Origin of the sequence: Streptomyces sp. NPDC057900 (assembly GCF_042887885.1) — a bacterium.
Classification (GTDB): Bacteria; Actinomycetota; Actinomycetes; order Streptomycetales; family Streptomycetaceae; genus Streptomyces.
This window is the reverse complement of the sequence record NZ_JBHVOI010000005.1, coordinates 102,446-127,400: the sequence shown is the minus strand read 5'-3', so window position 1 is coordinate 127,400 and position 24,955 is coordinate 102,446. Positions and strand designations below refer to the sequence as shown.

The 24,955-nt window shown below is 71.8% G+C and carries 24 protein-coding genes, 1 other RNA gene and 1 pseudogene; 11 read left to right on the top strand and 15 right to left on the bottom strand.

Annotated elements, in window-relative coordinates:
• Positions 1-107: 107 nt before the first annotated feature.
• Both ACFVQ0_RS20815 and ACFVQ0_RS20810 read left to right on the top strand, forming a co-directional pair.
• Entirely contained in the window at positions 108-770 is a 663-nt protein-coding gene (locus tag ACFVQ0_RS20815; protein ID WP_390090041.1) for a ScbR family autoregulator-binding transcription factor, read from the top strand.
• Positions 771-874: 104 nt separating this feature from the next.
• On the top strand, positions 875-1,252 hold the full coding sequence (locus tag ACFVQ0_RS20810) for a VOC family protein (protein WP_390090039.1): 378 nt from the start codon (positions 875-877) through the stop codon (positions 1,250-1,252).
• 123 nt (positions 1,253-1,375) lie between these two features.
• Here ACFVQ0_RS20810 and ACFVQ0_RS20805 read toward each other — a convergent pair whose 3' ends face one another.
• The 3 genes from ACFVQ0_RS20805 to ACFVQ0_RS20795 all read right to left on the bottom strand — a co-directional run bounded on the left by ACFVQ0_RS20805 (position 1,376) and on the right by ACFVQ0_RS20795 (position 4,646).
• Complete coding sequence (locus ACFVQ0_RS20805; protein WP_390090737.1) at positions 1,376-2,134, bottom strand: HAD family hydrolase; 759 nt, start codon at positions 2,132-2,134, stop codon at positions 1,376-1,378.
• Between the two features lie 185 nt (positions 2,135-2,319).
• Positions 2,320-3,285, bottom strand: a complete 966-nt coding sequence (locus tag ACFVQ0_RS20800; RefSeq protein ID WP_390090036.1) for a Ku protein — start codon at positions 3,283-3,285, stop codon at positions 2,320-2,322.
• Positions 3,286-3,539: 254 nt separating this feature from the next.
• Positions 3,540-4,646: a winged helix DNA-binding domain-containing protein gene (locus tag ACFVQ0_RS20795; RefSeq protein ID WP_390090034.1), complete on the bottom strand. Its 1,107-nt coding sequence runs from the start codon at positions 4,644-4,646 to the stop codon at positions 3,540-3,542.
• 325 nt (positions 4,647-4,971) lie between these two features.
• Here ACFVQ0_RS20795 and ACFVQ0_RS20790 point away from each other — a divergent pair, with 325 nt between their 5' ends.
• Positions 4,972-5,640 carry a DUF998 domain-containing protein gene (locus tag ACFVQ0_RS20790; protein ID WP_390090032.1) on the top strand — a complete coding sequence of 223 codons (669 nt, stop codon included), beginning with the start codon at positions 4,972-4,974 and terminating at the stop codon, positions 5,638-5,640.
• Between the two features lie 73 nt (positions 5,641-5,713).
• Here the strand turns inward: ACFVQ0_RS20790 and rnpB are convergent.
• The 4 genes and pseudogenes from rnpB to ACFVQ0_RS20770 form a co-directional block, all read right to left on the bottom strand.
• An RNA gene (gene rnpB / locus ACFVQ0_RS20785) (RNase P RNA component class A) lies at positions 5,714-6,115 on the bottom strand.
• 44 nt (positions 6,116-6,159) lie between these two features.
• A pseudogene (locus ACFVQ0_RS20780) lies at positions 6,160-6,549 on the bottom strand (Uma2 family endonuclease); the annotation flags it as partial.
• A gap of 122 nt (positions 6,550-6,671) precedes the next feature.
• On the bottom strand, positions 6,672-7,202 hold the full coding sequence (locus ACFVQ0_RS20775; RefSeq protein ID WP_390090030.1) for a TetR/AcrR family transcriptional regulator: 531 nt from the start codon (positions 7,200-7,202) through the stop codon (positions 6,672-6,674).
• 109 nt (positions 7,203-7,311) lie between these two features.
• A complete protein-coding gene (locus tag ACFVQ0_RS20770; protein ID WP_390090028.1) occupies positions 7,312-8,754 on the bottom strand; it encodes an RNB domain-containing ribonuclease in 1,443 nt (480 codons plus the stop codon).
• A gap of 280 nt (positions 8,755-9,034) precedes the next feature.
• Between ACFVQ0_RS20770 and yaaA the strand changes: the two genes are divergently transcribed.
• Both yaaA and eda read left to right on the top strand, forming a co-directional pair.
• Positions 9,035-9,835, top strand: a complete 801-nt coding sequence (gene yaaA / locus ACFVQ0_RS20765) for a peroxide stress protein YaaA (RefSeq protein WP_390090026.1) — start codon at positions 9,035-9,037, stop codon at positions 9,833-9,835.
• A gap of 94 nt (positions 9,836-9,929) precedes the next feature.
• Entirely contained in the window at positions 9,930-10,550 is a 621-nt protein-coding gene (gene eda / locus ACFVQ0_RS20760) for a bifunctional 4-hydroxy-2-oxoglutarate aldolase/2-dehydro-3-deoxy-phosphogluconate aldolase (RefSeq protein WP_327336617.1), read from the top strand.
• A 231-nt stretch (positions 10,551-10,781) separates the two neighbouring features.
• Here the strand turns inward: eda and ACFVQ0_RS20755 are convergent, their stop codons facing one another.
• From ACFVQ0_RS20755 to ACFVQ0_RS20740, 4 genes are all read right to left on the bottom strand, one after another.
• Entirely contained in the window at positions 10,782-12,080 is a 1,299-nt protein-coding gene (locus ACFVQ0_RS20755) for a bifunctional RNase H/acid phosphatase (RefSeq protein WP_390090024.1), read from the bottom strand.
• Positions 12,080-12,823 carry a zinc ribbon domain-containing protein gene (locus ACFVQ0_RS20750; RefSeq protein ID WP_390090735.1) on the bottom strand — a complete coding sequence of 248 codons (744 nt, stop codon included), beginning with the start codon at positions 12,821-12,823 and terminating at the stop codon, positions 12,080-12,082. The genes ACFVQ0_RS20755 and ACFVQ0_RS20750 overlap by 1 nt, the downstream gene beginning before the upstream one ends.
• Complete coding sequence (locus ACFVQ0_RS20745) at positions 12,820-13,656, bottom strand: Nif3-like dinuclear metal center hexameric protein (protein WP_390090022.1); 837 nt, start codon at positions 13,654-13,656, stop codon at positions 12,820-12,822. Before ACFVQ0_RS20745 ends, ACFVQ0_RS20750 begins: the two co-directional genes overlap by 4 nt.
• An 85-nt stretch (positions 13,657-13,741) precedes the next feature.
• Positions 13,742-14,785, bottom strand: a complete 1,044-nt coding sequence (locus ACFVQ0_RS20740; protein WP_390090020.1) for an ABC transporter substrate-binding protein — start codon at positions 14,783-14,785, stop codon at positions 13,742-13,744.
• A gap of 197 nt (positions 14,786-14,982) precedes the next feature.
• On the opposite strand from ACFVQ0_RS20740, the gene ACFVQ0_RS20735 reads away from it, so the two are divergent.
• Positions 14,983-16,341, top strand: a complete 1,359-nt coding sequence (locus tag ACFVQ0_RS20735; protein ID WP_390090018.1) for a hypothetical protein — start codon at positions 14,983-14,985, stop codon at positions 16,339-16,341.
• Positions 16,342-16,476: 135 nt separating this feature from the next.
• A complete protein-coding gene (locus tag ACFVQ0_RS20730; protein ID WP_390090016.1) occupies positions 16,477-16,647 on the top strand; it encodes a hypothetical protein in 171 nt (56 codons plus the stop codon).
• 112 nt (positions 16,648-16,759) lie between these two features.
• Here ACFVQ0_RS20730 and ACFVQ0_RS20725 read toward each other — a convergent pair whose 3' ends face one another.
• The 3 genes from ACFVQ0_RS20725 to ACFVQ0_RS20715 form a co-directional block, all read right to left on the bottom strand.
• Positions 16,760-17,701 carry a 3-oxoacyl-ACP reductase gene (locus ACFVQ0_RS20725; RefSeq protein WP_390090014.1) on the bottom strand — a complete coding sequence of 314 codons (942 nt, stop codon included), beginning with the start codon at positions 17,699-17,701 and terminating at the stop codon, positions 16,760-16,762.
• A 48-nt stretch (positions 17,702-17,749) separates the two neighbouring features.
• On the bottom strand, positions 17,750-18,826 hold the full coding sequence (locus tag ACFVQ0_RS20720) for a Zn-dependent alcohol dehydrogenase (RefSeq protein ID WP_390090013.1): 1,077 nt from the start codon (positions 18,824-18,826) through the stop codon (positions 17,750-17,752).
• Positions 18,827-18,922: 96 nt separating this feature from the next.
• Positions 18,923-19,795, bottom strand: coding sequence for a MaoC/PaaZ C-terminal domain-containing protein (locus ACFVQ0_RS20715; protein WP_390090011.1), 873 nt, complete (start codon positions 19,793-19,795; stop codon positions 18,923-18,925).
• A 306-nt stretch (positions 19,796-20,101) separates the two neighbouring features.
• On the opposite strand from ACFVQ0_RS20715, the gene ACFVQ0_RS20710 reads away from it, so the two are divergent.
• From ACFVQ0_RS20710 to ACFVQ0_RS20700, 3 genes are read left to right on the top strand one after another with little or no spacing between them, the layout of a single operon-like run.
• Positions 20,102-21,046, top strand: a complete 945-nt coding sequence (locus ACFVQ0_RS20710) for an ABC transporter ATP-binding protein (RefSeq protein WP_390090009.1) — start codon at positions 20,102-20,104, stop codon at positions 21,044-21,046.
• Positions 21,046-21,768 (top strand): ABC transporter permease, encoded by a 723-nt coding sequence (locus tag ACFVQ0_RS20705; protein WP_390090007.1) that lies wholly within the window; start codon positions 21,046-21,048, stop codon positions 21,766-21,768. Before ACFVQ0_RS20710 ends, ACFVQ0_RS20705 begins: the two co-directional genes overlap by 1 nt.
• Before the next feature lie 11 nt (positions 21,769-21,779).
• A complete protein-coding gene (locus tag ACFVQ0_RS20700; protein ID WP_390090006.1) occupies positions 21,780-23,021 on the top strand; it encodes a histidine kinase in 1,242 nt (413 codons plus the stop codon).
• A gap of 142 nt (positions 23,022-23,163) precedes the next feature.
• On the opposite strand, the gene ACFVQ0_RS20695 is transcribed toward ACFVQ0_RS20700, so the two are convergent.
• On the bottom strand, positions 23,164-24,114 hold the full coding sequence (locus tag ACFVQ0_RS20695) for an NADP-dependent oxidoreductase (protein ID WP_390090004.1): 951 nt from the start codon (positions 24,112-24,114) through the stop codon (positions 23,164-23,166).
• An 83-nt stretch (positions 24,115-24,197) separates the two neighbouring features.
• On the opposite strand from ACFVQ0_RS20695, the gene ACFVQ0_RS20690 reads away from it, so the two are divergent.
• Complete coding sequence (locus tag ACFVQ0_RS20690; RefSeq protein WP_390090002.1) at positions 24,198-24,770, top strand: TetR/AcrR family transcriptional regulator; 573 nt, start codon at positions 24,198-24,200, stop codon at positions 24,768-24,770.
• Positions 24,771-24,955: the final 185 nt, after the last annotated feature.

Here is a 24,955-nt window from a genome sequence, read left to right as displayed (position 1 = left end):
TCCGAGTCACAAGGCCGAGCCGCCCCGCAGTAAGATACTGACAGCCCGGTTTTACTTTCCAGCCAACCCCATATGACACCAACCCCGCCACCACTAGAGAGAAGCTGATGGCACAACAGGCGCGCGCGATCCAGACCCGTCGGTCGATCCTCGTGGCGGCCGCCGAGGTGTTCGACGAGCGCGGCTACAGCAGCGCGACCATCAGCGAGATCCTCGCGCGGGCAGGGGCGACCAAGGGCGCGCTCTACTTCCACTTCACCTCGAAGGAGGATCTCGCGCTCGGGGTGATGGACATACAGCTGCACAGCGACCCGCTGCCGCCGCAGCTGACCAAGCTCCAGGACCTGGTCGACCAGGGCATGATCCTCGCCTACCGGCTGCGCCATGAGCCGCTGGTACGGGCCAGTGTCGGCCTGGCCATGGACCAGGCCGTGGAGGGCCTCGACCGGGGCACGCCCTTCCGTGCCTGGATAGACCGGCTCGAACACCTGCTGAGCGCGGCGAAGGGCCAGGGCGAACTGCTGCCGCATGTCGACCCGGGCGAGACCGCCGAGATGTTGGCCGGATCCTTCTCCGGCATCCAGGTCATGTCGCAGGTCCTGTCCCACCGCGAGGACCTCGGGCGGCGCATCTCGGTGCTGCTGCACTACGTACTGCCGAGCATCTCGACGCCGGCCGTTCTGGCCACTCTGGATATGGCCGAAGATCGCGGTGAGCGTCTGCTCCGCTCCCTCGAAACCGTACCGTCCCAGACCGGCGCCCCCAACTGACCATCGGAATCGTCCGCTTGGCAGGGCCAAAGCATACCGGGCGGTCCGGTGCGAGGGGCCGTAATGTCGGTGACGTCGAGTCAGCCAGGTGACAGGAGTCGTCAATGTCAGTCCGCCGCGTCGTCCCCAACCTCCCCGTCGACTCGGGCCCTGACCCCGAAGGCACGGCCGGCGCCATGCGGGCGAATGCCGCGTTCTACGGGCTGCTGGGGTTCGAGGAGGTCATGAACCAGGGCTGGATCATGACGCTCGCCCCGCCCGCCGAACCCACCGCCCAGATCAGCTTCATGAGCGCCGACCTGACCGCACCCGTCACGCCGGACGTCAGCGTGGAGGTGGCGGACGTGAACGCGGCCCACACGGCGCTGGTGCGCGCGGGCGCGGAGATCGTGTACGGCCCGCACGACGAGGAATGGGGCGTGCGCCGCTTCTTCGTACGCGACCCGAACGGGCGGATCGTCAACGTCCTGAGCCACCGCTGATCCGGGCGGGAGCCGCTCGACGGCGGACCCGCCCGCCACGGGTCCGGCGGACTCGGGGCGCCGGACCGGGTCCGGCGGGCTCGGTCCGCCGTACCCGGACGCCCCGGGTATGTCCCCGCGCGCTCAATCTCCGGCGCCATGCGGCGCCTTCGCCTCTCCGTGCGCCATGATCAGGCCGGGCAGACGCCGCATGTCGGTGAAGACGACTGCGGTCGGGCTCCTGAGCCAGTCGGCCGGAGTGAGGCCTCCCGCGTATCCAAAGGCACGCATACCGGCGGCACCGGCTGCCTGGACACCGAATCTGCTGTCCTCCACGACGGCACACCGGGACGGGTCGACGCCCGACTGCCGTGCCGCGTGCAGGAAGAGGTCCGGTGCGGGCTTGCCCCGTTCGACCTCATGGGCGCTGAAGATACGGCCCGCGAACCTCTCGTAGAGACCGACCCGGCCCAGGGTGTGCCGCATCTTGTCGTGGCTGCCGCTGGAGGCGATGCACCAGTGCCGCGCTCCCAGGCCCGCCTCCTCCAGACCGTCCAGGGCCTCGACGATGCCGTCAACAGCGGTGAGGCCCGCGTCGACCGCCTCCGCGTGCATCACCCGGAACCGCTCGTCCCAGATACGGGCGGTCCCGGCACCGAGGCGATCGGAGATCTGCTCGCCGATGGACGTGGTGGAGCGGCCGACGAAACGGGCCATCACGTCGGACTCGCTCAACGGCCAGCCCAGTTCGGCCCCGAGGGCCACGTGGGTGCGCACGGCGATGGGCTCGCTGTCGACGAGTACGCCGTCGCAGTCGAAGACCACGAGCTCGATGGGCTCGGCGCCGAACCCGCGCTTCGCCAGGTCCTCGGGCTCGCGGACCTTCTCGTCGTGTGTGGGCATCATTTCGGGGGCCTCCAGAAAGCGTGGCGCTCTGCGCGCGTGGCCATGGTCACTCCGCGGCCCGACCGGTTGACGATCTCGATCCGGTCGGCGGGCCGACAGTACCTTCCTGGACCACACACGGGTACGCCTCGGCCGGCTGAGCGACCGGCGTGCTGTCGCGGTGGCTCACCCACCTGATCCGGTCAGGAGGCGTTGCGCTTGTCAGCAGCCGTCTTCCCGGCCGTGGACTTCCTGGCCGTGGACTTCTTGGCCGCGCCCTTCCTGGCCGTGGACTTCTTCACCGTGGGCTTCTTGGCGGTGGACTTCCTGGCCGTGGACTTCTTGCGCGACCGCATCGTATGTACGGTCGCGTCCTTCTCCTGGCCCCGGCTCTCCTGCGCGGCCTCGACGGAGGCGTTCAGGGCCGCCATCAGGTCCATGACCTGCCCGGACTCGCCCTCCGCCGCGTCGGCGGCCGGTTCAGGGGCCTCCTTGCCCTCGGACTTCGCCTCGATGAGCTCCTCCAGGGCCTCGCGGTAGTGGTCCCGGAAGCCGGAGATGTCGTCGGCGGCCATGGTCTCGGTGAGCTGGACCGCCTGTGCGATCTCGTCGTCGTCCAGCTCCACCTCCTTCGGCGCGAGGGACTCCGGGCTGCGGATCTCGTCGGGCCAGTGCATGACGTGCAGCACGATCGCCTCTTCGCGCACGTGGAGCGTGCCGAGGCGCTCGCGGCCGTGCCAGGCGAATTTCGCGACGGCCACCTTGTCGGAGCGCTCCAGGGCCCGGCGGAGCAGGAGGTACGGCTTCGCGGCGACCTGGCCGTCGCCCGCGAGGTAGTACGAGTCGGCGATCCGGACCGGGTCGATGGTGTCCGCGCCGACGAACGCGACGATCTCGATCGCCTTGGCGGTCGGCAGCGGCATCTGGTCGAGTTCCTCGTCCGTGATCGGGACGGTCTCGTCCTTCGTGATCTCGTAACCCTTGCCGATCTCGTCCTGCGACAGCTCCTCGCCGTCGAGGTCGCACACCTTGCGGGTCCGCACCCGGCCCATGTCCGACAGGTGGAACTGATGGAAGTGGATCGCGTGGTCCTCGGTCGCGCTGATTACCTTGATCGGGATCGTGACCAGCCCGAAGCTGATCGCTCCGGTCCACAAGGGCCGCGGCATACGTACCTCCAGGCCCCCCTGGCGGGTGCGTGCTCAAGGTCGTCGAGGACCTGTCGTGGCCACCAGTGTCCACCGGTCCACCGAGGTCAGCGACTCGCACGGGCGGCCGGGGCCCGCGGATGGCACTACGGGATCCGGAGCGATCCGGCGATTCCGGGGTCAGGACGAGGGTGGCGGCCGGACACCGGACCCCGGCAGTCGGGCGAGCCGCCGGTCGTACAGCGGTGGACGGGGACCGGTTCGGCGCCTCGGGCTCACTCAGCGAGAAAACGGGAGATGTCGCGGACCTCGGCGTCGAGGCCCGCCGTGTGCGGAGCCTGCGAGTCCGGGGCCTTAACGCCGGTGCCGTCCGGAGCGGCCCCGAACAGGTCCAGGGCGACGGCACGTGAGCGGTCACGACGCCACACCCCGCGGACCAGTCCGTCCACCACCACGGTGGGGCTGATCTGGCCGCCGCCCGGCCGGACCATACGGGCGTGCTCGGGCTCGACGGACAGCCGACGATCGGCGTACCCCAGCAGGTAGTTGTCGTAGGCCGGCAGCAACCGGACATCGTCTGTCGGCTCCGGACCGGACGGCGCGCCGGCCGACAGCGCGTAGTCGTCCCGGCCGTCGACGCGGCACGGTTCGGTCACACCGGCCGCGAGCAGCTTCTTCCACACCGGGCGGACGGCGAGCAGCCCGAGCCCCGACCAGGTGGCGAAGTCCGCGGCCGTAGCGGGCCCGTGCGCCTCCAGGTATCTGCGCAGCAGCTCTACGAGCGCGTCCGTACCGGAGGGACCGGCCGAGTCGGACAGCCAGTCCTTCGCGAGCACATAGGTGGCGGATCCGTCCTCCCGGACCGGGCCGAAACACGTGCTCCCGAGCAGGGCGGACCGGCGGACGAGGTGGAACGGGGCCTGCCCGGAGGCCTGGAGGCCCGCTCCGTTCATCCGCGCCGCGAGCTCGTCGCGGGTCAGGGGGCCGTCCGCGAGGGCCTCGGTGATCACCCGCTCCCCCAGGGCCAGCTCCGCCGGTCCGAGCCCCAGCTCGCGGTACCGGCGCTCGCTGCGGCGCAGCTGTGGCGGGGCGAGCAGTTCGCGGAGCCAGACCGCGTCGCGGGCCGGGACCAGGTACAGCGTGCCCCGCATGAACCAGCCCCGCACCACGGTTCGCGCGGCGCCGAGCGCCCGGTGCACGTCTGCCTCTGTCAGCCCGGAGCCGCGCGCCCTGATGCCGAGCGCCGCCGCCCTCGCGTCCTGTGCCTGCACGGCCAGGCACCGCTCCAGCACCTCTGGCACCGATGCCGCGCGCCGGTCGCCCCCCACGCCCTGCGACCAGGCGCGGAGCAGCCTCCCCTCGGTGGGGCCGAGTTCGCGCACGTCCCTTCCCTCCCCTGCCTCGTGGCTGCGGCTGGTTACGAACCGTAGCCCGGTCGCCGTCTCACACGGATGGCGACTTACCGCGCCCGGACCGCCCTCGCGGTTGCGGTTGCGGTTGCTTCCATGCCTCTCAACAGTGCTGTCAGGACGCGCGTCAGTTGCGGTTCGACATCGACCACGGCGTGCGCCGGCTCGGGGTGGGTCTCGTAGAGCGTGCGCAGACGGGTGCCGGGCGCGGCCGGTGGAAACGGCCACACGGGGGATGGCCGCTTGCGCCCGCGTGTACACCGGGAGGCGCGGACCGGGGGCGTTCTATCGTTCTCCGGTGCGCTCTGTCCCCTGGTGGGTCCTGTTCTCCTCGGTGTGCGCTCCGATCCTTCTCGTCGGAGGCTGGTCGGTCGCGGCGGAACTTCAGGGACCCGGATACGACCCGGATTCGACGACGATCAGCATCCTCGCCGCCGACGGTGCCGCCGGCTACTGGGTGATGACGTCGGCCCTGCTGGCTCTCGGCCTGTGCCATATGGTCACCGCCTGCGGGCTGCGGCTGGCCGCGCCCTTCGGACGGGTGGCGCTGGCGGGCGGCGGGCTCTCCGCGATGCTGCTCGCGCTCTTCCCCGCGCCGCCCAGTGGCGGCTCGTTCGCCCACGGTGTCGTGGTGGTGGTGGGATTCGCGCTGCTGGCGATGTGGCCGGTGCTGGCTGTACGACGCGGCGCCCCCACCGTCCGACGGCCGGCAGAACGAGCGACCTCGCCGGTCCGGCGAGCGGCCGCGTCCCTCGGCAGGACCATGCCCTGGGGTCTGCGGCCCATGCCGTCCGCCGGAGCCAGCGTGGCGATGTGGCTCGCGGGTGCGTGGTTCCTGCTCGCACTCCTGACGCTCGGCTCGGCCGGGGCCGCCGAACGCGTCACCACGTTCGCGCAGTCGTTCTGGCCTCTCGTCGTGGTCGTCTCATGCGCACGGTGGACGGGCGAAGACGGACAGCCGGCCTGATCACCGTCACCATGACCGCGCCCGTCACCGACTCGGCCGGAGGCCCCTTCGGAGGCAGAACCGCTGGTGACGGCAGACGAGTCGGGCTGTACGCCGGGTTCTGTCGCCCGGTCGCCTCGCGGCGGCCGGGGAGACGGCCATCCATCTAGGACCGGCATTGCTGCCGGTCTCGTGCGGTCTACCCGCGAACTCGGGCGGGCAGCCCTCGAACGTTCGCGCAGGGCCCTCTTGCGACGGCCCCTCTTGACCTTGCTCCGGGTGGGGTTTACCTAGCCGCCTGAGTCACCTCAGGCGCTGGTGGTCTCTTACACCACCGTTTCACCCTTACCGAGGACCGAAGTCCAAGGCGGTCTGTTTTCTGTGGCACTGTCCCGCGGGTCACCCCGGGTGGCCGTTAGCCATCACCCTGCCCTGTGGAGCCCGGACGTTCCTCGGGAGGGTCCGAAGATCCTCACGCGGCCGTCCGCCCGGCTCGTCTGCCGTGGCGCCCATGCTACCTGTCCGGGGCGGGCGGACTGTTCAGAGGAACGTCTCGGTCTCCAGATCCAGCCCGAAGGGATCCGGAAGGCGGATGGCCTTGCCGAACGGGACGGTGCAGTGCTGACGGTAGTCATCCCCCTGCGGGTCGCTGAACAGCGTCACCGATGACTGTTCGCGATCGACCAGCAGGTAGAGGGGCACGGGCCCCCGGGCATAGCAGTGGCGCTTGCCCGTACGGTCGGCCGCCGGTTTGGACGAGGTGACCTCGACGACCAGGGCCACGCCCTCGCAGGGCATCCAGGGGTCCGCTCCCCGGTACAGGCGCAGTTCGGTGGGGGCGAAGGTGCCGTCGGGGATGGCGTGGTTCTTGGGGCACCCTCGATCGCCACGCAGCTTCAGACCCTTGTTCGCGGAAAAAGAGCCGTTCGTGCTGCACGGCTGACATGTCCCGCCCCTTCCTCGGCCGCTCGCCAGAATGAGACAGCGGGGAATCCGCTGTCCGTGAGATGGGGATGTTTAACCCGATCGTGGCACGGGCCGTCGCGCCCGCGTCAGAGGCGGACCGAAGCGGCGAAGGCCGTGATACCCGCCGTCCACGCCGCCTCGACGTCGGAGCCCTTGGGGAAGCGGCCGTTCAGTTCCATCGTCACCATGCCGTGGGCGAAGGCCCAGGCCGCGCGGGCGCGGTCCGCGTCGTCCGCGAGGGCGCGGAACAGGGGGGCCGCGGCGCGTTCCTCCAGGTCCGGAGGGAGGGGGCGGCCCGTGGTGAGGCGGTAGAGGTGGGGGTGGGCGAGGGCGTGGGTGCGGTAGGCGGTGGCCAGCGCCGGGAAGGAGCCCGGTGCGGTGGACTCGGCCGATTCGAGGGCCTCTGCCGTCTCCCGCAACATCACGCCTGCCAGCGCGTTCACCACCGAGGACTTGTCCGGGAAGTGCTTGTAGAGCGAGGGCGCCGTGATGCCCACCCGGGCGGCGAGGCGGCGCATCGTGAGCGCCTCCGGGCCCTCCTGCTCCAGGAGGGTGCGCGCGGCGGTGACGATCTGGCCGGGGCGGTCGGTGGCGGGCGGGCCCTCGGGGTCGGTCACGCCGGTCCTTCGTTCGTGGGGCGGATTCGTGGGTGGATCCGTGGAAGGCGGATGCGTGGAGGCGGAGAGGTCGAAGGCGCGATCGTACGAGACCGGGTTCGAGGCGCGCTCAGGCGGGTGCGAACAGCACCTTTGAAGTGCCCGGGTCCGCCTGCGTGAGCCGTACCCGGAGCCGTTCCCCGAGAGGCAGGACCGTGGTGCCGCCCTCGATCCGGCCGATGATCGCCGGGTCGTCGATGTGGATGGTGCCGGTGGTCGGTTCCTGTTCCTTCACGTCCACCACGTACCCGTCGAAGACCGCGCCGATCCGGTCCTTGAGCAGCGCGGCCTCGACCAGGTCCACGCACTCGCGTTCCACCGTGTTGGCCCGCCGGGTCCCGTCCGCCATCTCCTTCGGCAGGGCGGGCAGCGCGGCCAGGACCCATTCGGGCGGCTCGCGGTCCCCGGCGGCGGCGACGCAGAGTTCGGCGGCGTACCGGTCGACGAGGCGGCGCAGCGGCGCGGTGCAGTGGGTGTAGAGGTCGGCGACGGCGGCGTGGACTGCGGGGGTGGGCAGTTCGCCGTGTTCGAAGACGGTGTATCCGGCGCCGCGCAGCAGGGTGGTGCAGTCCTGGAGGAAGGCGGCGTGGTCGGTCCTGCGCGGGTCCAGCGAGCGGACGATCCGCGCGTACGGGACGTGGTGCGGCCAGTCGATGTGCAGGGCTTCCGCCGAGCGGCGGAGGCGGGCGACGGCGCCGTCCGGGGCGACCGGGAGCGTACGCAGGATGCCGGTTCCGGTCTCGGCCATCAGGTGGGCCGCGGCCGTGCCGGTGAGCAGGGAGATCTGGGCGTTCCAGCCGTCGGCGGGCAGCGGGGCGCGGTATTCGAGCCCGTAGCCGCCGTCCCGCTCGACGATCTCCTGCTCGGGCACGTTGAGGGAGATGCCGCCGCGGGCGACCTCCTGTTCCTCGCGGAGGGTGCCGATGTCCCTGAGCAGCGCGAGGGGCTCCTCTGCGGTGCCCGCGTCGATCCGCTGCTGCACGCCCGCGTAGTCGAGCCTGGCGCGGCTGCGTACGAGCGCCCGGCGCACCCGGGTGGTGACGGCGCGGCCCTCGGCGTCGAGGTCGATCTCCCAGAGGACGGCGGGGCGGGTCCGGCCGGGGAGGAGGCTGGCGGCGCCCTCGGAGAGCGAGGTGGGGTGCAGCGGCACCTTGCCGTCGGGGAGGTAGAACGTCGTCACCCGGCGGTGGGCCTCGGTGTCGAGCGCGCCGCCGGGGCGGACGAAGGCGGCGACGTCGGCGATGGCGTAGTGCACGCGGTAGCCGTGCGCGCGGCGTTCGAGGTACATCGCCTGGTCGAGGTCGGTGGAGGTGGGCGGGTCGATGGTGAGGAACGGCAGCTCCGTGGCGTCCTCGTGTCCGGCGACCGCCGGGTTCCTCGCCGCCTCCGCCGCTTCGGCGTGGACGTCGGGCGGGAAGTCGTCCGGGAGCCCGAGCTCGGTGCGCAGCCCGCTCAGGGCCGTCCGCAGCGGGGTGCCGGCTGCGCCGGTCAGGTGGAGGTGGCGGCGGGGCATGAGCCGAGCGTAGGACGGGGCGGGGCGGGCGGCATCCCGGGCGCGGGAGGGCTCGGAGAGGGGGCGGGAAGGGTCCGGAGACGGCTCGGAGAGCGTGCGGAGAAGGTGCGGGGAAGGCGTGCGAAGGGTCGCGTCCCGGGCGCGGGAAGGGCGTGGGCGGGACTGCCCGTACGCTGGCGCGAGGGGATTTCACGGACCCGGGCGACACCGCCGGGAGCCGTGGACCGGTCCGCACCGCCGGTCGTCGTCCCCCTTCCCGTTCGTACGAAGGAGAACCGCCGTGCTCGTGCTGTTGCCGCCCTCCGAAGGAAAGGCCGCCTCGGGGCGGGGAGCACCTCTGAAGCCCGAGTCGCTGTCGCTGCCGGGTCTGGCCGAGTCGCGGGCCGCCGTGCTGGAGGCCCTCGTGGAGCTGTCCGTGGCGGACGAGGAGAAGGCCCGCGTGGTGCTGGGACTGAGCGAAGGCCTGCGCGGCGAGATCGCGAAGAACGTCGAGCTGCGGACGGCCGGCACCCGCCCGGCCGGGGAGATCTACACCGGGGTGCTGTACGACGCGCTGGACCTGGCGTCCCTGGACACCGCCGCCCGCCGCCGGGCCGGGAAGTCGCTGCTGGTGTTCTCCGGGCTGTGGGGCGCGGTCCGGGTGGGCGACCGGATTCCCCCGTACCGCTGCTCGATGGGGGTGAAGCTGCCGGGGCTCGGCGCGCTCGGGGCGTTCTGGCGCACGCCGATGGCAGAGGTCATGCCGGAGGCGGCCGGGGACGGCCTCGTGCTGGATCTGCGGTCGTCCGCGTACGCGGCGGCGTGGAAGCCGAAGGGCGAGGTCGCGGAGCGCACGGCGAGTGTGCGGGTGCTGCACTCCCAGCTGGTGAACGGGGTGGAGAAGCGGTCGGTGGTCAGCCACTTCAACAAGGCCACGAAGGGCCGGATTGTCCGCGATCTCCTCCGGTCGGGCGCCGCGCCGAAGGAGCCGGCTGAGCTGGTGGGCGTCCTGCGTGATCTCGGGTACGTGGTGGAGGCCGAGGCGCCCGCGCGGGCCGGGCGGGCGTGGGAGCTCGATGTCGTGGTGACGGAGATTCACTGAGTCCGTGAGCCCGCGGGCTTGCCGGCTCGCGGGCTGGTTGCAACATGCGCAACGCTCGTTGCGTGGAGTGCGGTCTTCGCGGCAGGATGAGGGCATGACCTCCTCCGTGCTGGACCTTGCCCCCGTCGTGCCCGTCGTCGTCCTGGAGGACGCCGCCGACGCGGTGCCGCTCGCCCGTGCCCTGGTCGCGGGCGGGCTGCCGGCGATCGAGGTGACGCTGCGGACCGCCGCCGCCCTGGACGCGATCAGGGCCATCGCAGCGGAGGTGCCGGACGCGGTGGTCGGCGCCGGCACGGTGATCTCGGCGCGGAACGTCTCCGACACCGTGGCCGCGGGCGCCCGTTTCCTGGTCAGCCCCGGCTGGACGGACGCCCTCCTGGACGCGATGAAGGCGTCGGGGGTGCCGTTCCTGCCGGGCGTCTCCACGACGTCGGAGGTGGTCGCGCTGCTGGAGCGCGGGGTCACCGAGATGAAGTTCTTCCCGGCGGAGGCGGCGGGCGGCACGGCCTATCTGAAGGCCCTCTCCGCCCCGCTCCCGCAGGCCCGGTTCTGCCCGACCGGCGGCATCTCGCTCGCCTCCGCACCGTCGTACCTCGCCCTGCCGAACGTCGGCTGCGTGGGCGGCAGCTGGATGGTGCCCGCCGACGCGGTGGCGGCCGGGGACTGGGCCCGGGTGGAGCGGCTGGCCGCAGAGGCCGCAGCGCTGCGCGGCTGAGCGACGAAAGGCCGGGGCAGGAAAAGGGCGGGAAAAGGCACGGAACATTTGGCGCGATTTCGCGTGCATGCTCCCCGGCAGCCGGGGCACGAGACCTTCAGGGACACGTGACCCGGACTCCGGGTGACCCGGGTTCCGGCAGGCAATCCCCCAGCCCGCCGGAACCGCCTCGGCCCCATCGGCTTCCCCCCGCCGATGGGGCCGAGCGCCGTCCGGAAGGCCTCATGACCACTACCGCAGGTGGGACGTGTCGTTCAGCAGCCGTACGGAGGCGTTGCCGTCCGCGTAATACGCCACCGTCGACACGGACGCCGCCGAGAGCTCCATCCGGAACAGCGACTCGGGCGGGGCGCCGAGCGCCAGCCGGACCAGGGTCTTGATGGGCGTGACGTGCGTGACCGTGAGGACCGTGCGGCCCGCGTAGCGGGTGACGAGCCGGTCGCGGGTGGCCGCTACCCGGCGGGCGACCTCGGCGAAACTCTCCCCGCCGCCGGTGGGGGCCGCCTTCGCGGAGGCCAGCCAGGCGTCCAGATCGGCGCCGTACCGCTCCTTGACCTCACCGAACGTCAGGCCCTCCCAGGCGCCGAAGTCCGTCTCGCGCAGCCCGTCCTCGATCCGGACCTCAAGGCCCAGCCGGACCGCCACCGCACCGGCCGTCTCCCGGCAGCGGCGCAGCGGGGAGCTGACGATCTCCTGCACGGTGCCCCGGGCGGCGAACGCCTCGGCCGCGTGTGCGGCCTGCTCGCGGCCGGTGGCGGAGAGCTCGGGGTCGGTGCCGCCGCTGCCGGAGAACCGCTTCTCGGGGGTCAGCGCGGTCTCGCCGTGCCGCAGCAGCACGAGGGTCGCGGGCGCGCCCAGGTCGGGGGCGCCCCAGCCGGTCCGCGGAGTGGCCGTGGCGGCGGGAGCGGGCCGGTTCAGCGCCGCCCTGGCCCTCGCCGCTCCGGCCGCCGCGTCGCCCGGCGGACCGGAGACCGGCGGGACGGAAGCCGGCGGACCGGAGACCGGCGGGAGGTCGGCAGCCACCGAGGAGCGCGGGGTGTCGAGGGCGGCCGTCGAGGAGGACGGCTCCCACTGCCTGCCCCGCTTACCGGCGTCCATCGCCTCGTTCGCGAGCCGGTCCGCGTGCTTGTTCCGCTCGCGCGGGATCCACTCGTAGGTGACGGCGGACGCCGGGAGGATCCGGGCGGCCTCGGCCGCCAGTGGCTTCATGTCCGGGTGCTTGATCTTCCAGCGGCCCGACATCTGCTCCACGACCAGCTTGGAGTCCATCCGGACGTGCACCCGCACTCCACCGTCCGGGGAGCCCGGGGACTCCGCGGCGTCCGGCACGAGGGCCTTCGCCGCCCGCAGACCGGCGATGAGCCCCTTGTACTCGGCGACGTTGTTCGTCGCGACGCCGATGTACTCGGCCGCCTCCGCGAGCGTCTCCCCCGTCACCGGGTCGATGACGACCGCGCCGTACCCGGCGGGCCCCGGGTTGCCCCGGGAGCCGCCGTCGGCCTCGATGACGAACTGGCGCGCAGGGGTCACTACAGACCCGAGTCCGCGGTGCGGACCAGGATGCGGTGGCAGTTCTCGCAGCGCAGCACCGTGTCGGGGGACGCGGCCTTCACGTCGTTGACCTCGGTGATGTTGAGCTCCAGGCGGCAGCCCTCGCAGCGGCGCTGGTAGAGGCGGGCGGCGCCGACCCCGCCCTGCTGGGCGCGGAGCTTGTCGTACAGCTTGAGCAGGTCCGCGGGGACGGAAGCGGCGACGAGCTCGCGCTCCTTGGTGATCGTCGCGGTCTCCGCGTCGATCCCGTCCGTCGCGGCGTCCCGGCGGGCGGTCGCGTCGTCGACCTTCGCCTGGACGGCGGCGACCCGGTCGGTCAGCTCCGCGACCCGCTCCTGCGCGGACTCCCGGCGCTCCATGACCTCAAGGACGACGTCCTCCAGGTCGCCCTGGCGCTTGGCCAGCGAGACGATCTCCCGCTGCAGGCTCTCCAGGTCCTTGGGCGAGGTGACGCTGCCGGAGTCCATCCGCTGCTGGTCGCGGGCGGCGCGCTGGCGCACCTGGTCCACGTCCTGCTCGGCCTTGGTCTGCTCGCGGGCGGTGTCGCTCTCCTCGGTCGTGGAGGCGACGAGCAGGTCGCGGAGTTGGGCGAGGTCGGTGGTGAGCGACTCGATCTCGGCGTGCTCGGGAAGGGTGTCGCGCTTGTGCGCGAGCTGGGAGAGGCGCTGGTCGAGGGCCTGGACGTCGAGGAGTCGGATCTGGTCGGCGGGCGCGGCGTTCAGTTGGGGGCTCCAGAAGAGTGGTGGGTGGTCCAGGGGTCGGTGACCTGCTTCGAGACATGGACCCGCAGGTCCCATCCGTGGCGGTCGGAAATCGCGTCGAGCTGTGCCGCGGCCTGTTCGCACCACGGCCATTCGGTGGCCCAGTGTGCGGCATCGACCAGGCCGAGCGACGAGTGCTGGACGGCCTCTGAGGCCGGGTGGTGGCGCAGGTCGGCGGTGAGGAAGGCGTCCACACCCGCCGCGCGCACCGCGTCGAAGAGGCTGTCGCCGGATCCGCCGCTCACCGCGACGGTGCGCACGAGGGCGTCCGGGTCGCCGGCCAGCCGGATGCCCTGCGCGGTGGCGGGCAGCCGGGCGGCGGCGCGGGCGGCGAACTCACCGAGGGTCTCGGGCTGGCCGAGCGTGCAGATCCGGCCGAGACCGCGACGGCCGGCGGGGTCGGTCGGGTCCGGTACGAGGGGCCGCTCGACGCGCAGGTCGAGGGCGCCGGCGAGGGCGTCGGAGACACCGGGGTCCGCGGAGTCGGCGTTGGTGTGGGCCACGTGCAAGGCGATGTCGTGCTTGATCAGCGTGTGCACGACCCGGCCCTTGAAGGTGGAGGCCGCGACCGTCGTCGTACCGCGCAGATAGAGCGGGTGGTGGGTGACGATCAGCTGGGCGCCGAGCTTCAGCGCCTCGTCCACGATGTCCTGGACGGGATCGACGGCGAAGAGCACCCGGTCGACCTCGGCGTCCGGATCTCCGCAGACGGTGCCGACCGCGTCCCATCCTTCGGCCCGCTCGGGCGGCCAGAGGGCGTCGAGCTCGGAGATGACTTCAGACAGACGGGGCACGGAGGAAAGGCTACCTGTCCTCCGTGCCCCGCAGTCCATGGCCGCCGCACCCCGCAGGGGCGGACCGGCGGCCGGTCATGAATCGTTACTTCACCAGGTCCGCGCGGAGGTCGTCGAGGACCAGGTTCGCGGCCGTGACGCCGAGGCCCAGGTACCAGGTCTCGTCGGAGACGTTCTTGGCCCGGCCCTCCTTGACCGCGGTGAGGTTCTTCCACAGCGGGTTGGCCTGGGTGGTGTCGCGCTTGGTGGCCTTCGGTGCGCCGTACACACCGGTGAAGATCCAGTCGGCGTCGGCCTCGTCGATCTTCTCCGGGCTTATCTCCGCGGCCAGCTCGTTGATCTGCTGGTTCTTGGGCCGCGGCAGGCCGGCGTCGTCGAGGATCGTGCCGATGAAGGAGGCCTTGGCGTAGAGGCGGATCTTGTCCGGCAGGTAGCGGACCATCGAGATGGTCGGCTTCTTCGGGCCGACGTCCTCGCCCAGCTTCTTCGCGTTGGCCTCGTAGGCGCCCAGCTCGGACTTGGCCTTGGCGGTCTTGTCCAGCGCCGCGGCGTTGAGGAGGTAGTTCTCCTTCCAGGTGAAGCCCGGACGGATGGAGAACACGGTCGGCGCGATCTTGGACAGCTCGTCGTACTTGTCGGCGGCGCGCAGCTGGCTGCCGAGGATCAGGTCGGGCTTGAGGCCCGCGATCGCCTCAAGGTTGAGGTTGTTGATCGTGCCGACGTTCTTGGGGTTGCCCGCGTCCTTCTTCAGGTACGAGGGAATGGCCGCGTCGCCCTCGGAGGGGGCGTAGCCGACCGGCTTCACACCCAGCGAGACCACGTTGTCGAACTCGCCGACGTCGAGCACGACGACGCGCTTCGGGGCTGCCTTCAGCTCGGTCTTGCCCATGGCGTGGGTGAGGGTGCGGGGGAAGGTGCCCGCCGGGGCGTCGGTCCCGTACGCCGCCGTCTTCTTCGCCGCGTCCCCGAAGTCCTTGCCGCCCGTCGCGACCGCGGCCTTCTTCTCGCCACCGGCCTCGGACTTGCCGGAGCCGCCCGACGCGCCGTCGTCGCTTCCGCAGGCCGAGAGGGACAGGGCGGCGACTACGGCCAGACCGACTGCGGCGGTGCCGCGGCGTCGAAGGGACATGACTTGCTCCAGTTGCGGTTTACACAGACAAGACTTAGGACTGCCTAACCTTAGCCGCGCCCCAATCACGCAGCACACCCACCCCCTCCCTCTCAGGTGAATACGGGCATCGCCACCCATATGTGTGAAGTGGCAGGTCTCGTGTTGTTCGGCAGGAAGTGCGAAAACTAGCTTCGGTGGCCGGAGGTGACGAGTCGATGACTGCCTGTGCCATCGAGGACGGGACCGCGGCGGCGGTCGAAGCCGGCGAGACGGTGGAGCCGGCGGAGCCGGGGTCCGACGAACCGACCGGGGCCGTGGAGCCCCCGGATCCGGCGGCGGACCCGGCGGACACGGCGCTGAAGGGTGCGGTGGACGCGGCGACGGAGGCGGCCTGCCCGCCACTGGTGCTGGAACGGCCGACTGCTGAAACGGTCCTGCCGACACCGCCGTTCACCATCACGGCGAACGGCGCGTACGCGGCACGGCTCACCGCCGCGCACCCCGAGGCCGCGGAAAGCGGTGACGCGTGCGACACTGCCTGGTTCCCGGAGCGCTGGACGCTGGACGGCCCCGAGCCGTACGCCGTACCGCTGCCCCTCAACCAGCCGGAGGACGCCGGTTCCCAGGTGCTGCCGCTGGCCGACGGGCGGGTGCTCATCCGGCGCCGGGTCGCGGACGGGCACACCCTCTCGCTGCTCTACCCGACCGGCCCCGGCACCGGTGAGCTGCTGCTGGGCGCGGTCGAGTGCGAAGAGCTGACCCTGCTGCCGCCCTCACCGGACGGCGTCAGCGCGTACGCCCTGTCCACCGGTGAGTACTCCACCGGGCTCTGGCTGGTGGCGGGCGGTCCGAACGGGCCCGAGCAGATCGCGGAGCTTCCGGGGCGCTGCTCGGGCGGGGTCTGGCTGGACCGGGACGGCCGGCTGCTGGCCCTGGACCGGGAACCGGCGGGGGGCGGTCCGGTGAAGGCGGTCGCGGTGGACCTGGGGCGGGGCGCCGAGATGACACCGCTGCTCCAGATCGCGCCGGACAGCGACGACCGGCTGCTGCTCGCGGACCCGGACAGCGGTCTCCTGCTGATCCGCTCGAACGCGCCGGGGCACGACCGGCTCGGCTGGGGGGTGCTGGGCAGTTGTCTGCCGGTGCGCTTCCCGGAGTGCCTGCGTCCGGCCGATGTGGCGGTGACGCCGTTCGCCGTGCAGCCGGGGCAGATGCTGATGCCGGAGAGCTGCGCGGTCGCCCTGCGGATCGACGGAGCGACGGGAAGCTGGCTGGGGGTGTGGCGGCCGGCCGGCCGTCGGCTGCACCAGCTCCCGGTACCGGAGGGCTGGCTGGCGGGCAGCGGTGTCTGGTCCCGCGAGGGCGTACTCGCGCTTCCGTACTCCAACGGGGAGACGACCTGCGCGGTGGCGCTCCTGACGGCACCGGCCGACGAGGAGCCGGGTGCGGTACGGGCCCCTGCCGGACATCCGGAAAGCGGTATGCAACCGTCCGGGGCCCTGGCGCCTCCTTCTGTGTGTAGGCCGGTTCCTCTGGGGCAGGCGCCACTTGTGGGGCGTACCACCACTGGCTAGACCCACCGGTCTAAAGTTGGGCGGGGGATGACGTATTCGCGCACCGCGGTTGCCGACGGTGACCGCTTCCCGGTGGCGGTGGCGTGATGACCCCGGAGACAGAACGTAAGCGATCACAACGGGGTGACTTCCCACATGTCTGAAGCCCGAACCGACACGACCCAGACGCGTCCGCCGGGGGCGGGCGCGGGGGCCGAAGCCGGCGGCTCCGGAAAGCACCGAGGGGGTGTGGCGCCGGACGACTCGGCAGCACAGCCGCTCGGCCGCCACCGCCGCACCTCCGAAGAGGAGAGCAGGGCGGCCTGACCGCCGGAACACCAACGAGGGATACGGGGAAAACGGTGGGCCCCCGCAGCCGGCGCGACCGGCTGCGGGGGCCCACTCTTTTACGCCTTTACGTGTCCCCGCGGCCGGCCGCTCAACCCCGCTTCAGGCCGAGCACCTCCGACGCCGCGAACGTCTCGTTCGGCGGGCGGTCCGCGTAGTACGGCGAGATCAGCTCGTCCAGCTCGTCGAAGGAGAACGTCTCCTTCGACGCGTCGAACTTCGCCGCCACCTTCGGCCGCTCCACGATCGCGACCATCCCGCCGTGCACCACCAGCAGCTGCCCGTTGACCTTGGCGGCCGCCGGGGAGGCCAGATAGCCGACGAGCGGTGAGACGTGCTCGGGTGCGAGCGCGTCCAGTCCCCCGTCCTGCGGTTCCTGGAAGCCCGCGAAGACGTCCTCGGTCATCCGGGTCCGGGCGCGCGGGCAGATGACGTTGGCTGTGACGCCGTACTTGGCCAGGGCCAGCGCGGTGGAGGTGGTCAGCCCGACGATGCCGCCCTTGGCCGCCGCGTAGTTGGGCTGGCCCGCGGAACCGGCCAGGAACGCCTCCGAGGAGGTGTTGACGATCCGGCCGTAGACCGGTCCGCCTGCCGCCTTGGACCGGGACCGCCAGTGCGCGGCGGCGAAGTGCGTGGTGTTGAAGTGGCCCTTGAGGTGCACCCTGATGACCGAGTCCCACTCGTCCTCGGTCATCGAGAAGATCATCCGGTCGCGCAGGATGCCCGCGTTGTTGACCAGGATGTCGAGCTGCCCGTATGTCTCGACGGCCAGCTCGACCAGGGCGCGGGCCTGCTCGTGGCCGGACACGTCACCGAGGTGCGCGACCGCCCGCCCGCCGGCCGCCCGGATCTCCGCCGCCACCTGCTCCGCGGGGGCGGCGGACGCCTCGCCCGAGCCGTCGCGGCCCGGCTGCCCGTAGTCGTTGACGACGACGGCCGCGCCGAGCCGCGCCAGTTCCAGCGCTTCGGCGCGTCCGAGGCCGCGGCCGGCTCCGGTGACGATCGCGGACAGTCCGTCCAGGGGAAGTGACATCGGATCTCGGGGTCCTCTCGGGAGGGGGCGGGGCGGTACGTCGGTGGCTCAGAGCTCGATGCAGGTACGCAGCGACTCACCGGTCCGCATCTGGTCGAGGGCGTCGTTGATGCCGTCGAGCCGCACCCGGTGGGTGATCATCGATTCGAGGTCGATGCGGCCGGCCCGCCAGAGCGCGATGGCCCGCTCGTACGACCGGAGCACGTCCCCTCCCCCGTACATGGAGGGCAGGATGCGCTTCTCGTCGAAGAACAGCTCGAACATGTTGACCTGGAAGTTGTCGTCCATGGCGCCCGCGCCGACGACGCAGAGGGTGCCGCCGCGCCGGGTGTTCTCGTACGCGGTGCGGGCGGTGACCGACTTGCCGACGACCTCGAAGACGTAGTCGAAGCCCTCGCCCGCGGTGACGCGCGCCTTGGCGTCGGCGAACGCCTCGGGCGAGACCGCCTCCGTCGCGCCGAACCGCAGCGCCGCCTCGCGCCTGGATTCCACCGGGTCCACGGCGATGATCTGGGCGGCGCCCCGCACCCTGGCGCCCTGGATCGCGGAGATGCCGACCCCGCCGCAGCCGATCACGGCCACCGAGGAACCGGCCTCCACCTGCGCGGTGTTGATCGCGGCGCCGAGTCCGGTGGTGACGCCGCAGCCGATCAGGGCGGCGATCTCGAACGGCACGTCGTCGGGGATCGGGACCGCGCAGTCCGCGCCGACGACGACCTCTTCCGTGAACGTGCCGGTGCCCGCGAAGCCGAAGACGTCACCGCCGGGGCGCTTGAAGTTGGGGGTGCCCGCGTTCATGAATCCGGCCAGGCACAGGTGCGTCTGGCCGCGCTTGCAGGACGCGCAGGCGCCGCAGGCGGGCAGCCAGCAGACGAGTACCCGGTCCCCGGCGCTGAGCCCGGTCACCCCGTCACCGACGTCGAGCACCTCACCGGCGCCCTCGTGCCCGGGGACGAAGGGGGCGGGCTGCGGCAGCACCCCGTTCATCGCGGACAGGTCGGAGTGGCACAGCCCGGTGGCCCGGATGCGGAGCCTGACCTTGCCGGGGCCGAAGCCCACCGCCTCGACGTCGTCGAGGACTTCGAGTTTGTCCTGGCCGGTCTCGTGCAGTACGGCTGCGCGCATGGTGCGGCTCCCCTCGGGGTCGGTACGTGCGGGTGCGTAAGGGTGCGTGCGGTACGTGCGGGTACATAAGTGCGTGCGGTACGTGCGGTACGTGCTTCAGGAGTGTTCGACGAGCGTGTCCGCGAGGACGGGGGCGTCGTCGCGTTCCGCGGCGGTCACCTGCACCTGGACCCGGCCCTCATCGGCCCACATCCGGATGCGGAGGGTCTCGCCGGGGAAGACGATCCCGGCGAACCGGGTGCTGTACGAGGCGATCCGGGACACCTCGCCGTCCAGCAGGGTGTCGGCCACCGCCTTGAGCGTCATCCCGTAGGTGCAGAGTCCGTGCAGGATCGGCCGCTCGAAGCCGGCCAGCTTGGCGAACTCCGGGTCGGCGTGCAGCGGGTTCCAGTCACCGGAGAGCCGGTAGAGCAGCGCCTGATCGGCCCGGACCGGCCGCTCCACCACCCGGTCCGGTTCGCGGTCCGGGACGGCGAGCCGCTGCGACGGGCCGCGCTCGCCGCCGAAGCCGCCCTCGCCGCGCACGAAGATCTGTGCGTCGTTGGTCCACAGCGGGCCGTCGTCGTCGGCGGCCTCGGTACGCAGGACGAGCACGGCCGCCTTGCCCTTGTCGTACACGGCGGCGACCTTCGAGGTCTGAACGGCGTTGCCCCGAACCGGAATCGGCCGGTGCAGCCGTACGGACTGACCGCCGTGCAGTACGGCGGCGAGGTCGACGTCGATCCCGGGCGCCGCGAGGCCGCCGGCCATCGCGAGGCCGGCGCCCGCGACGGTGGCGAAGCTCGGCAGGACGTGCAGCCGGGACTCCAGCGTGTAGCGCAGCTCGTCCGGGTCGGTGGCGTCGTCCGGCCGGCCGGGGGCCGTACCCGCCCCGAGGCCCAGGTGGTAGAGCTGGACGTCCTTGTGGTCCCAGCTGATCGAGGTCGAGCGGGGTTCGGCGGCAACCGCCTCTGCGGCATCAATGGGCATGGGAGAGCTGCTCCTTGATGGTGGGAAGACCTCGGCGCGGCCTTCCGCACCGTCGGCCGCACCGAGGTCGTGCGGGACCGGAAGCCGCGTCCGTTCTAGAACGCGTTCTAGCCGGTGGCCCTATGTATAACGCAGCGCCCAGCAGTTGTGAAGACTGCTGACGTGTCGTCAGATCACCTTGTCCCGAAGCGATCCGGCCGATCGCGGCGCGGCCGGGCCGTCCTGTCCGCCGATGACATTTGTCATCACGGAGTCCGTACATGCGCCTCTGCCGGGACCGCGCCCCACCTCCGTAGCGTCATGTTCATGAAATCAACAACGGGGAACGGGACCGCGGTGGTCTTCACCGGGGCGGTCAAGGCCTTCGGCCGGGGCGAGGAGCGCGTACGGGCCGTGGACGGGATCGGGCTGACCGTCGAGCGGGGTGAGACGGTCGCGCTGCTCGGCCGCAACGGCGCCGGGAAGTCCACCGCCATCAGCCTGCTGCTCGGCCTGGACGAGCCGGACTCCGGCAGCGTCCAGGTGCTGGGCCGCACCCCGGACCAGGCGGTCCGGGCCGGTCTGATCGGGGCGATGCTCCAGGAGGGGCAGCCCATCCCCCGGGTGACCGTCCGCGAGCTGATCGCCTTCGTCGCCTCCACCTACCCGCGCCCGATGCCGATCGGTGAGGCGCTGGACCTGGCGGGCGTCGCGGAGTACGCGAACCGGCGGATCGACAAGCTCTCCGGCGGCCAGCTCCAGCGCGTCCGGTTCGCCGTCGCGCTGGCCGGCAACCCGGAACTCATCGTGCTGGACGAGCCGACGGCGGCGCTGGACGTGGAGGCCCGGCGCGGCTTCTGGGACTCCATGAAGGCCTACGCCAGGCGCGGCAACACGGTGATCTTCTCCACCCACTACCTGGAGGAGGCCGACGAGAACGCCGACCGGATCGTCGTCATCGACCGGGGCCGGATCGTCGCGGACGGCAGCGCCGATTCCATCAAGGAGGCGGCCGGCCTGCACCTGGTCTCGTTCGACCTGGCGGGCGGGCCCACCGAGGGCCTTGAGCTGCTGCCCGGCGTGGCCACCGTCGAGGTGACCGGGGACCGGGCGCTGCTGCGCACGGCCGATTCGGACGCCACCGTCGTGGAGCTGGCCCGGCGGGGCCTGATCCGGAGCCTCCAGGTCTCCCCCGCCACGCTGGAGACCGCCTTTCTCTCCCTCACCGCGCAACCGTCCGCAGCCCCGCAGAGCCAGAAGGAGACCGTCTGATGTTCCAGTACATACTGCTCGAAATCCGCCGGACCCTGCGCGACGGCTTCTTCCTGCTCTTCGGCTCCGGAATGCCGGTGATGATGTATCTCCTCTTCACCAACATCGGCGGCGGCGGAGGCGACGGCGACTGGAAGACCGGCTCGATGGTCGGCATGGCCGCGTACGGGGCGCTCGGCTCCGCGATGGCGATCGGTACGGGGGTCTCGTCCGACAAGTCGCTCGGCTGGCTCCAGCAGTTGCGGGTCACTCCGCTCTCCCCGGCGCAGGCGGTCGTGGGCCGCGCGATCAGCGGCTCGGTGACGGTGCTTCCGACGATCCTGACGGTGCTGCTGGCGGGCGGGCTGGTCAACGGGGTCGAGCTGGCTGCCTGGCAGTGGGCCGCGCTGGTCCTGCTGCTGTGGATCGGCGCGCTGCCCTTCACCCTGCTCGGCATCGGCAACGGCTACCGGTTGACCCCGCAGGGCACCGGCGTGGTCAACGTCGCCTGTCTGATGGGCTTCGCGATCGTCGGCGGGCTGTGGTTCCCGCTGGAGCTGCTCCCCGACTGGCTGAGCTCCATCGGCGGGTTCACCCCCGCCAACCGGTTCGCCGAACTCGGCTGGGCCGCGACCGAGGGCCACGCGCCCGGCGCAGCGACCGTCGGCGTACTCGCCGGGTGGCTGTTGCTGTTCGGCGGGTACGCCGTGGTCTCGTACCGTCGGTCCGCGAGGACCGTGTGACAGGAGTGAGCATGTTCGGGAACCGATCGGAAGCGCGCGAGGCACGGCGCAGGCGACGTGCGGAGCGACGGGCGTGGCTCAGGGAGCACCGGCGTCCGGGGCCTCCCGGGCCCTACGTGCTGCTTCCCTGGCTGCTGCTCGGCCTCGGCGCCTTCTCCAATCTGTTCCAGGGCGAGAGCCCCAACCCCTGGGTCGGCGGCATCGGTCTCTTCGCGTTCAACTCCCTCTACGTCTCCTTGGTGTTCCGGGGCTTCCACAAGGAGTCACGCGAGAGCCGCGTGACGTACATGATGCTCGCCGCGCTGGCAGCCATCACGGTGGGGCTCGCGGCCGGGTACGGCGGCAGCTGGCTGCTGTTCTTCCCGCTGCTCTCGCTGGCCTGCGGGACCATCCTGCGCAAGCAGTGGCTGGCGGGCGCTCTGCTCGTGCTCGCCGTGACCGCGTGCGTGGTGTCGGTCTGGCGTGAGGACAGCACCGGGACCCCGTGGACACTGGCGTACGGCACCTTCATCTCCGGTGCGGTGACGGCCGCGCTGCTCACCCTGTCGGAGACGGTGATGGAGCTGCGCTCCACCCGGCAGGAACTGGCCCGCAGCGCCGTGGAGAGGGAGCGGCTGCGCTTCTCCCGCGATCTGCACGATCTGCTGGGCCACACGATCTCGGTGATCGTCGTCAAGTCGGAGGCCGCCCGCAGGCTCGCCCCGCACGACATGGACCAGGCGCTCCAGCAGGTGGCCGACATCGAGTCGGTGGGCAGGCAGGCGCTCACCGAGATCCGCGAGGCGGTCACCGGTTACCGCGAGGGCAGCCTGGCCACCGAGCTGGACCGGGCCAGGTCCGCGCTGATCGCCGCCGGCATCGAACCCACGGTCCGCCGCTCCGGCCCGCCGCTCTCCCCGCAGGCGGAGGCGCTGCTGGGCTGGGTGACACGGGAGGCCGTCACCAACGTCCTGCGCCACTCCACCGCCACCGCCTGCGCCTTCGTGATCGACGGCACCCCGGACCGGGTCCGCCTGACGGTGACCGACGACGGCCGCACCACAGCCGCAGCGCCCACCCCGGGCATCGGCGGCACCGGCCTGAAGGGCCTCACCGAACGGCTGGCGGCAGCGGGCGGCTCCCTGGAGGCGGGACCGGGTCCGGGCGGCGGCTTCGTGGTGACGGCGGAGCTTCCGGCGGACGAGCCGGGCGGGGGCCGGGGCCAGGGCGACGAGGACGGCGACAGGGGTCCCGCCCCGGGCGCGGGCGCGTAGACGGGGGGCGGTGGCAGGGCCTCGCCACTCGCGACGAGAAGACCACCACTGCTTACAGGGACCCTGGTCGGGAACAGGTGCGGTCACCTTGTGATCACCGGGGTGTGTGGACTCCTTTCGCCCGACCAAGCCAGCGAGGTGATCACAGGACGAGCATGAGTTTGCCGCCGGGGCGGCGGGATTGGCTGAGCTTGGCCGCTTCCTGGATCTGGTCGAGGGTGTAAGTGCGGGCGACCGGTACCACCAGGACGCCTTCGCCGGCGAGCCTGGCGAACTCATTCATCCGGTCGTAGCGGATTTCGGTGGTGATCCGGACGCCCAGTTCGGCTGCGGCGGCGAAGTCCGAGACGGTGAGGACACGGTCGGGATCCCCGGTCAGCTCGATCAAGGTCGGCAGCGAGCCGCCGGCCGGGCTGGGCTGGTCGGCGCGGTCGATCCGGCCCCCGGTCGGCGTGGCGTCCAGGGCGCGGTCCACGGCGCCCTGGGTCAGTGAGCTGACGCGTTCGGCCATGCCCTCGCCGTAGGTGGTCACCTGGGCGCCGATCTCTTTCAGGGCGGCGGCCCGTGTCGGTCCGACTGTGGCGATCACCCGGATACCCCGGTGCAGCGCGAAGCGCACCGCCGCCTCGCCCACGGTGGTGCCCGCGCCGTGGACGAGCAGCAGCTCACCCGGCTGGACGCCGAGGTCGTCGAGCGCGCGCCACGCCGTCTCGGCCGCCATCGGCAGCGCGGCGGCCTGCTCGGCGGTGACGCCCTCGGGAATGCGCGCCCAGGCCGGCAACAGCGCGTACTCGGCGGCGCCAGCCGTCGGGCCGTCGAAGGAGGCCGGGCCGAACACGCGATCGCCGATCCGAACGCCGGTGACGCCCTCGCCGAGCGCGTCGACGGTGCCCGCGACCTCAAGGCCGAGCCCGCGCGGCAGCGGCGGCAGATGGTCGGCGAGGAGACCGTCGACGACATGCCAGTCGGCCGGTGTCAGGCCGCACGCCCGCACAGCGATCCGGATCTGGCCGGGTCCCGGCTCCGGCTGCGGGACATCGCGGAGCACGATCACGTCCGGCGAACCGAACCGGTCGAATTGCAGAGCCTTCATGACGATCTCCCGAGTGATAACAGCATCTGTTGTCATCGACCGTACCAGCTGATGACAGCTTCTGTTGTCGTACACTGATGGGCATGCCGCGATGGGAATCCGATGCACAGGGCCGGCTCGAACGTGCGGCGCTCGACCTGTTCGAGACGCAGGGGTTCGAGCGCACCTCGGTCGCGCAGATCGCAGGCGCCGCCGGTCTGAAGGAGCGCTCCTTCTATCGCTACTTCCCCGACAAGCGGGAAGTCCTCTTCGCCGGCAACGAACTCGAAGCTCACCTCGTCGCCCAGGTCGAGGCGGCCGACCCGGACCTCACGCCGATCGAGACGCTGCTGACCGCGCTGGGAACCGCGGAGGAGATCTTCCGTCCACGCGAGTTCCTGCAGCGCCGTGGAAGAGTGATCGCCGCCAACCCGGCGCTGGCCGAGCGCGATCTGATCAAGCTCGCCGACATCGCCGAAGCCTTGGCACCGGCGCTTGAGCGCCGCGGCGTCGCGCCCGGAAAAGCACGCTTCATCATCGACGTGGTGCTGGCGATCCACCGACGCGCCATCCCCCGCTGGCTGGCCGAGCCGGACACCACTCTCGCTCAACTCATGGCTCAGGCAGCTGCCGAGCTGCGCGAAGTGGTCGCGCCACCAGCTCCAACGATCCGCTGAGCCGGCCGCAGACACGCCTCGCGGGTGAGCGTGGAACCGGCTGTCCGGGAAGGGGCCGACGGCGCAGCCGCGTCGGTCGTCACGGACGGCATCAGCGTCCCAACAGGCATAACGCAGCAGGCGCCACATCGGTCCGAGCCGGACATGGCCGGCCCGCTCGTCGAAGCGGCCCGCGATCCGGGCCA

Excerpts from the sequence above, each read along its gene's own strand:
- ACFVQ0_RS20770 (WP_390090028.1), bottom strand. The coding sequence starts at position 8,754 with ATGCCCCGCCGCCACCTCCACCTGACCGGCGCAGCCGGCACCCCGCTG.
- ACFVQ0_RS20730 (WP_390090016.1), top strand. The coding sequence starts at position 16,477 with ATGTCTGAAGCCCGAACCGACACGACCCAGACGCGTCCGCCGGGGGCG.
- ACFVQ0_RS20735 (WP_390090018.1), top strand. The coding sequence starts at position 14,983 with ATGACTGCCTGTGCCATCGAGGACGGGACCGCGGCGGCGGTCGAAGCC.
- ACFVQ0_RS20690 (WP_390090002.1), top strand. The coding sequence starts at position 24,198 with ATGCCGCGATGGGAATCCGATGCACAGGGCCGGCTCGAACGTGCGGCG.
- eda (WP_327336617.1), top strand. The coding sequence starts at position 9,930 with ATGACCTCCTCCGTGCTGGACCTTGCCCCCGTCGTGCCCGTCGTCGTC.
- ACFVQ0_RS20720 (WP_390090013.1), bottom strand. The coding sequence starts at position 18,826 with ATGCGCGCAGCCGTACTGCACGAGACCGGCCAGGACAAACTCGAAGTC.
- ACFVQ0_RS20805 (WP_390090737.1), bottom strand. The coding sequence starts at position 2,134 with ATGCCCACACACGACGAGAAGGTCCGCGAGCCCGAGGACCTGGCGAAG.
- ACFVQ0_RS20810 (WP_390090039.1), top strand. The coding sequence starts at position 875 with ATGTCAGTCCGCCGCGTCGTCCCCAACCTCCCCGTCGACTCGGGCCCT.
- ACFVQ0_RS20705 (WP_390090007.1), top strand. The coding sequence starts at position 21,046 with ATGTTCCAGTACATACTGCTCGAAATCCGCCGGACCCTGCGCGACGGC.
- ACFVQ0_RS20715 (WP_390090011.1), bottom strand. The coding sequence starts at position 19,795 with ATGCCCATTGATGCCGCAGAGGCGGTTGCCGCCGAACCCCGCTCGACC.
- ACFVQ0_RS20695 (WP_390090004.1), bottom strand. The coding sequence starts at position 24,114 with ATGAAGGCTCTGCAATTCGACCGGTTCGGTTCGCCGGACGTGATCGTG.
- ACFVQ0_RS20725 (WP_390090014.1), bottom strand. The coding sequence starts at position 17,701 with ATGTCACTTCCCCTGGACGGACTGTCCGCGATCGTCACCGGAGCCGGC.
- ACFVQ0_RS20710 (WP_390090009.1), top strand. The coding sequence starts at position 20,102 with ATGAAATCAACAACGGGGAACGGGACCGCGGTGGTCTTCACCGGGGCG.
- ACFVQ0_RS20800 (WP_390090036.1), bottom strand. The coding sequence starts at position 3,285 with ATGCCGCGGCCCTTGTGGACCGGAGCGATCAGCTTCGGGCTGGTCACG.
- ACFVQ0_RS20700 (WP_390090006.1), top strand. The coding sequence starts at position 21,780 with ATGTTCGGGAACCGATCGGAAGCGCGCGAGGCACGGCGCAGGCGACGT.
- ACFVQ0_RS20740 (WP_390090020.1), bottom strand. The coding sequence starts at position 14,785 with ATGTCCCTTCGACGCCGCGGCACCGCCGCAGTCGGTCTGGCCGTAGTC.
- ACFVQ0_RS20815 (WP_390090041.1), top strand. The coding sequence starts at position 108 with ATGGCACAACAGGCGCGCGCGATCCAGACCCGTCGGTCGATCCTCGTG.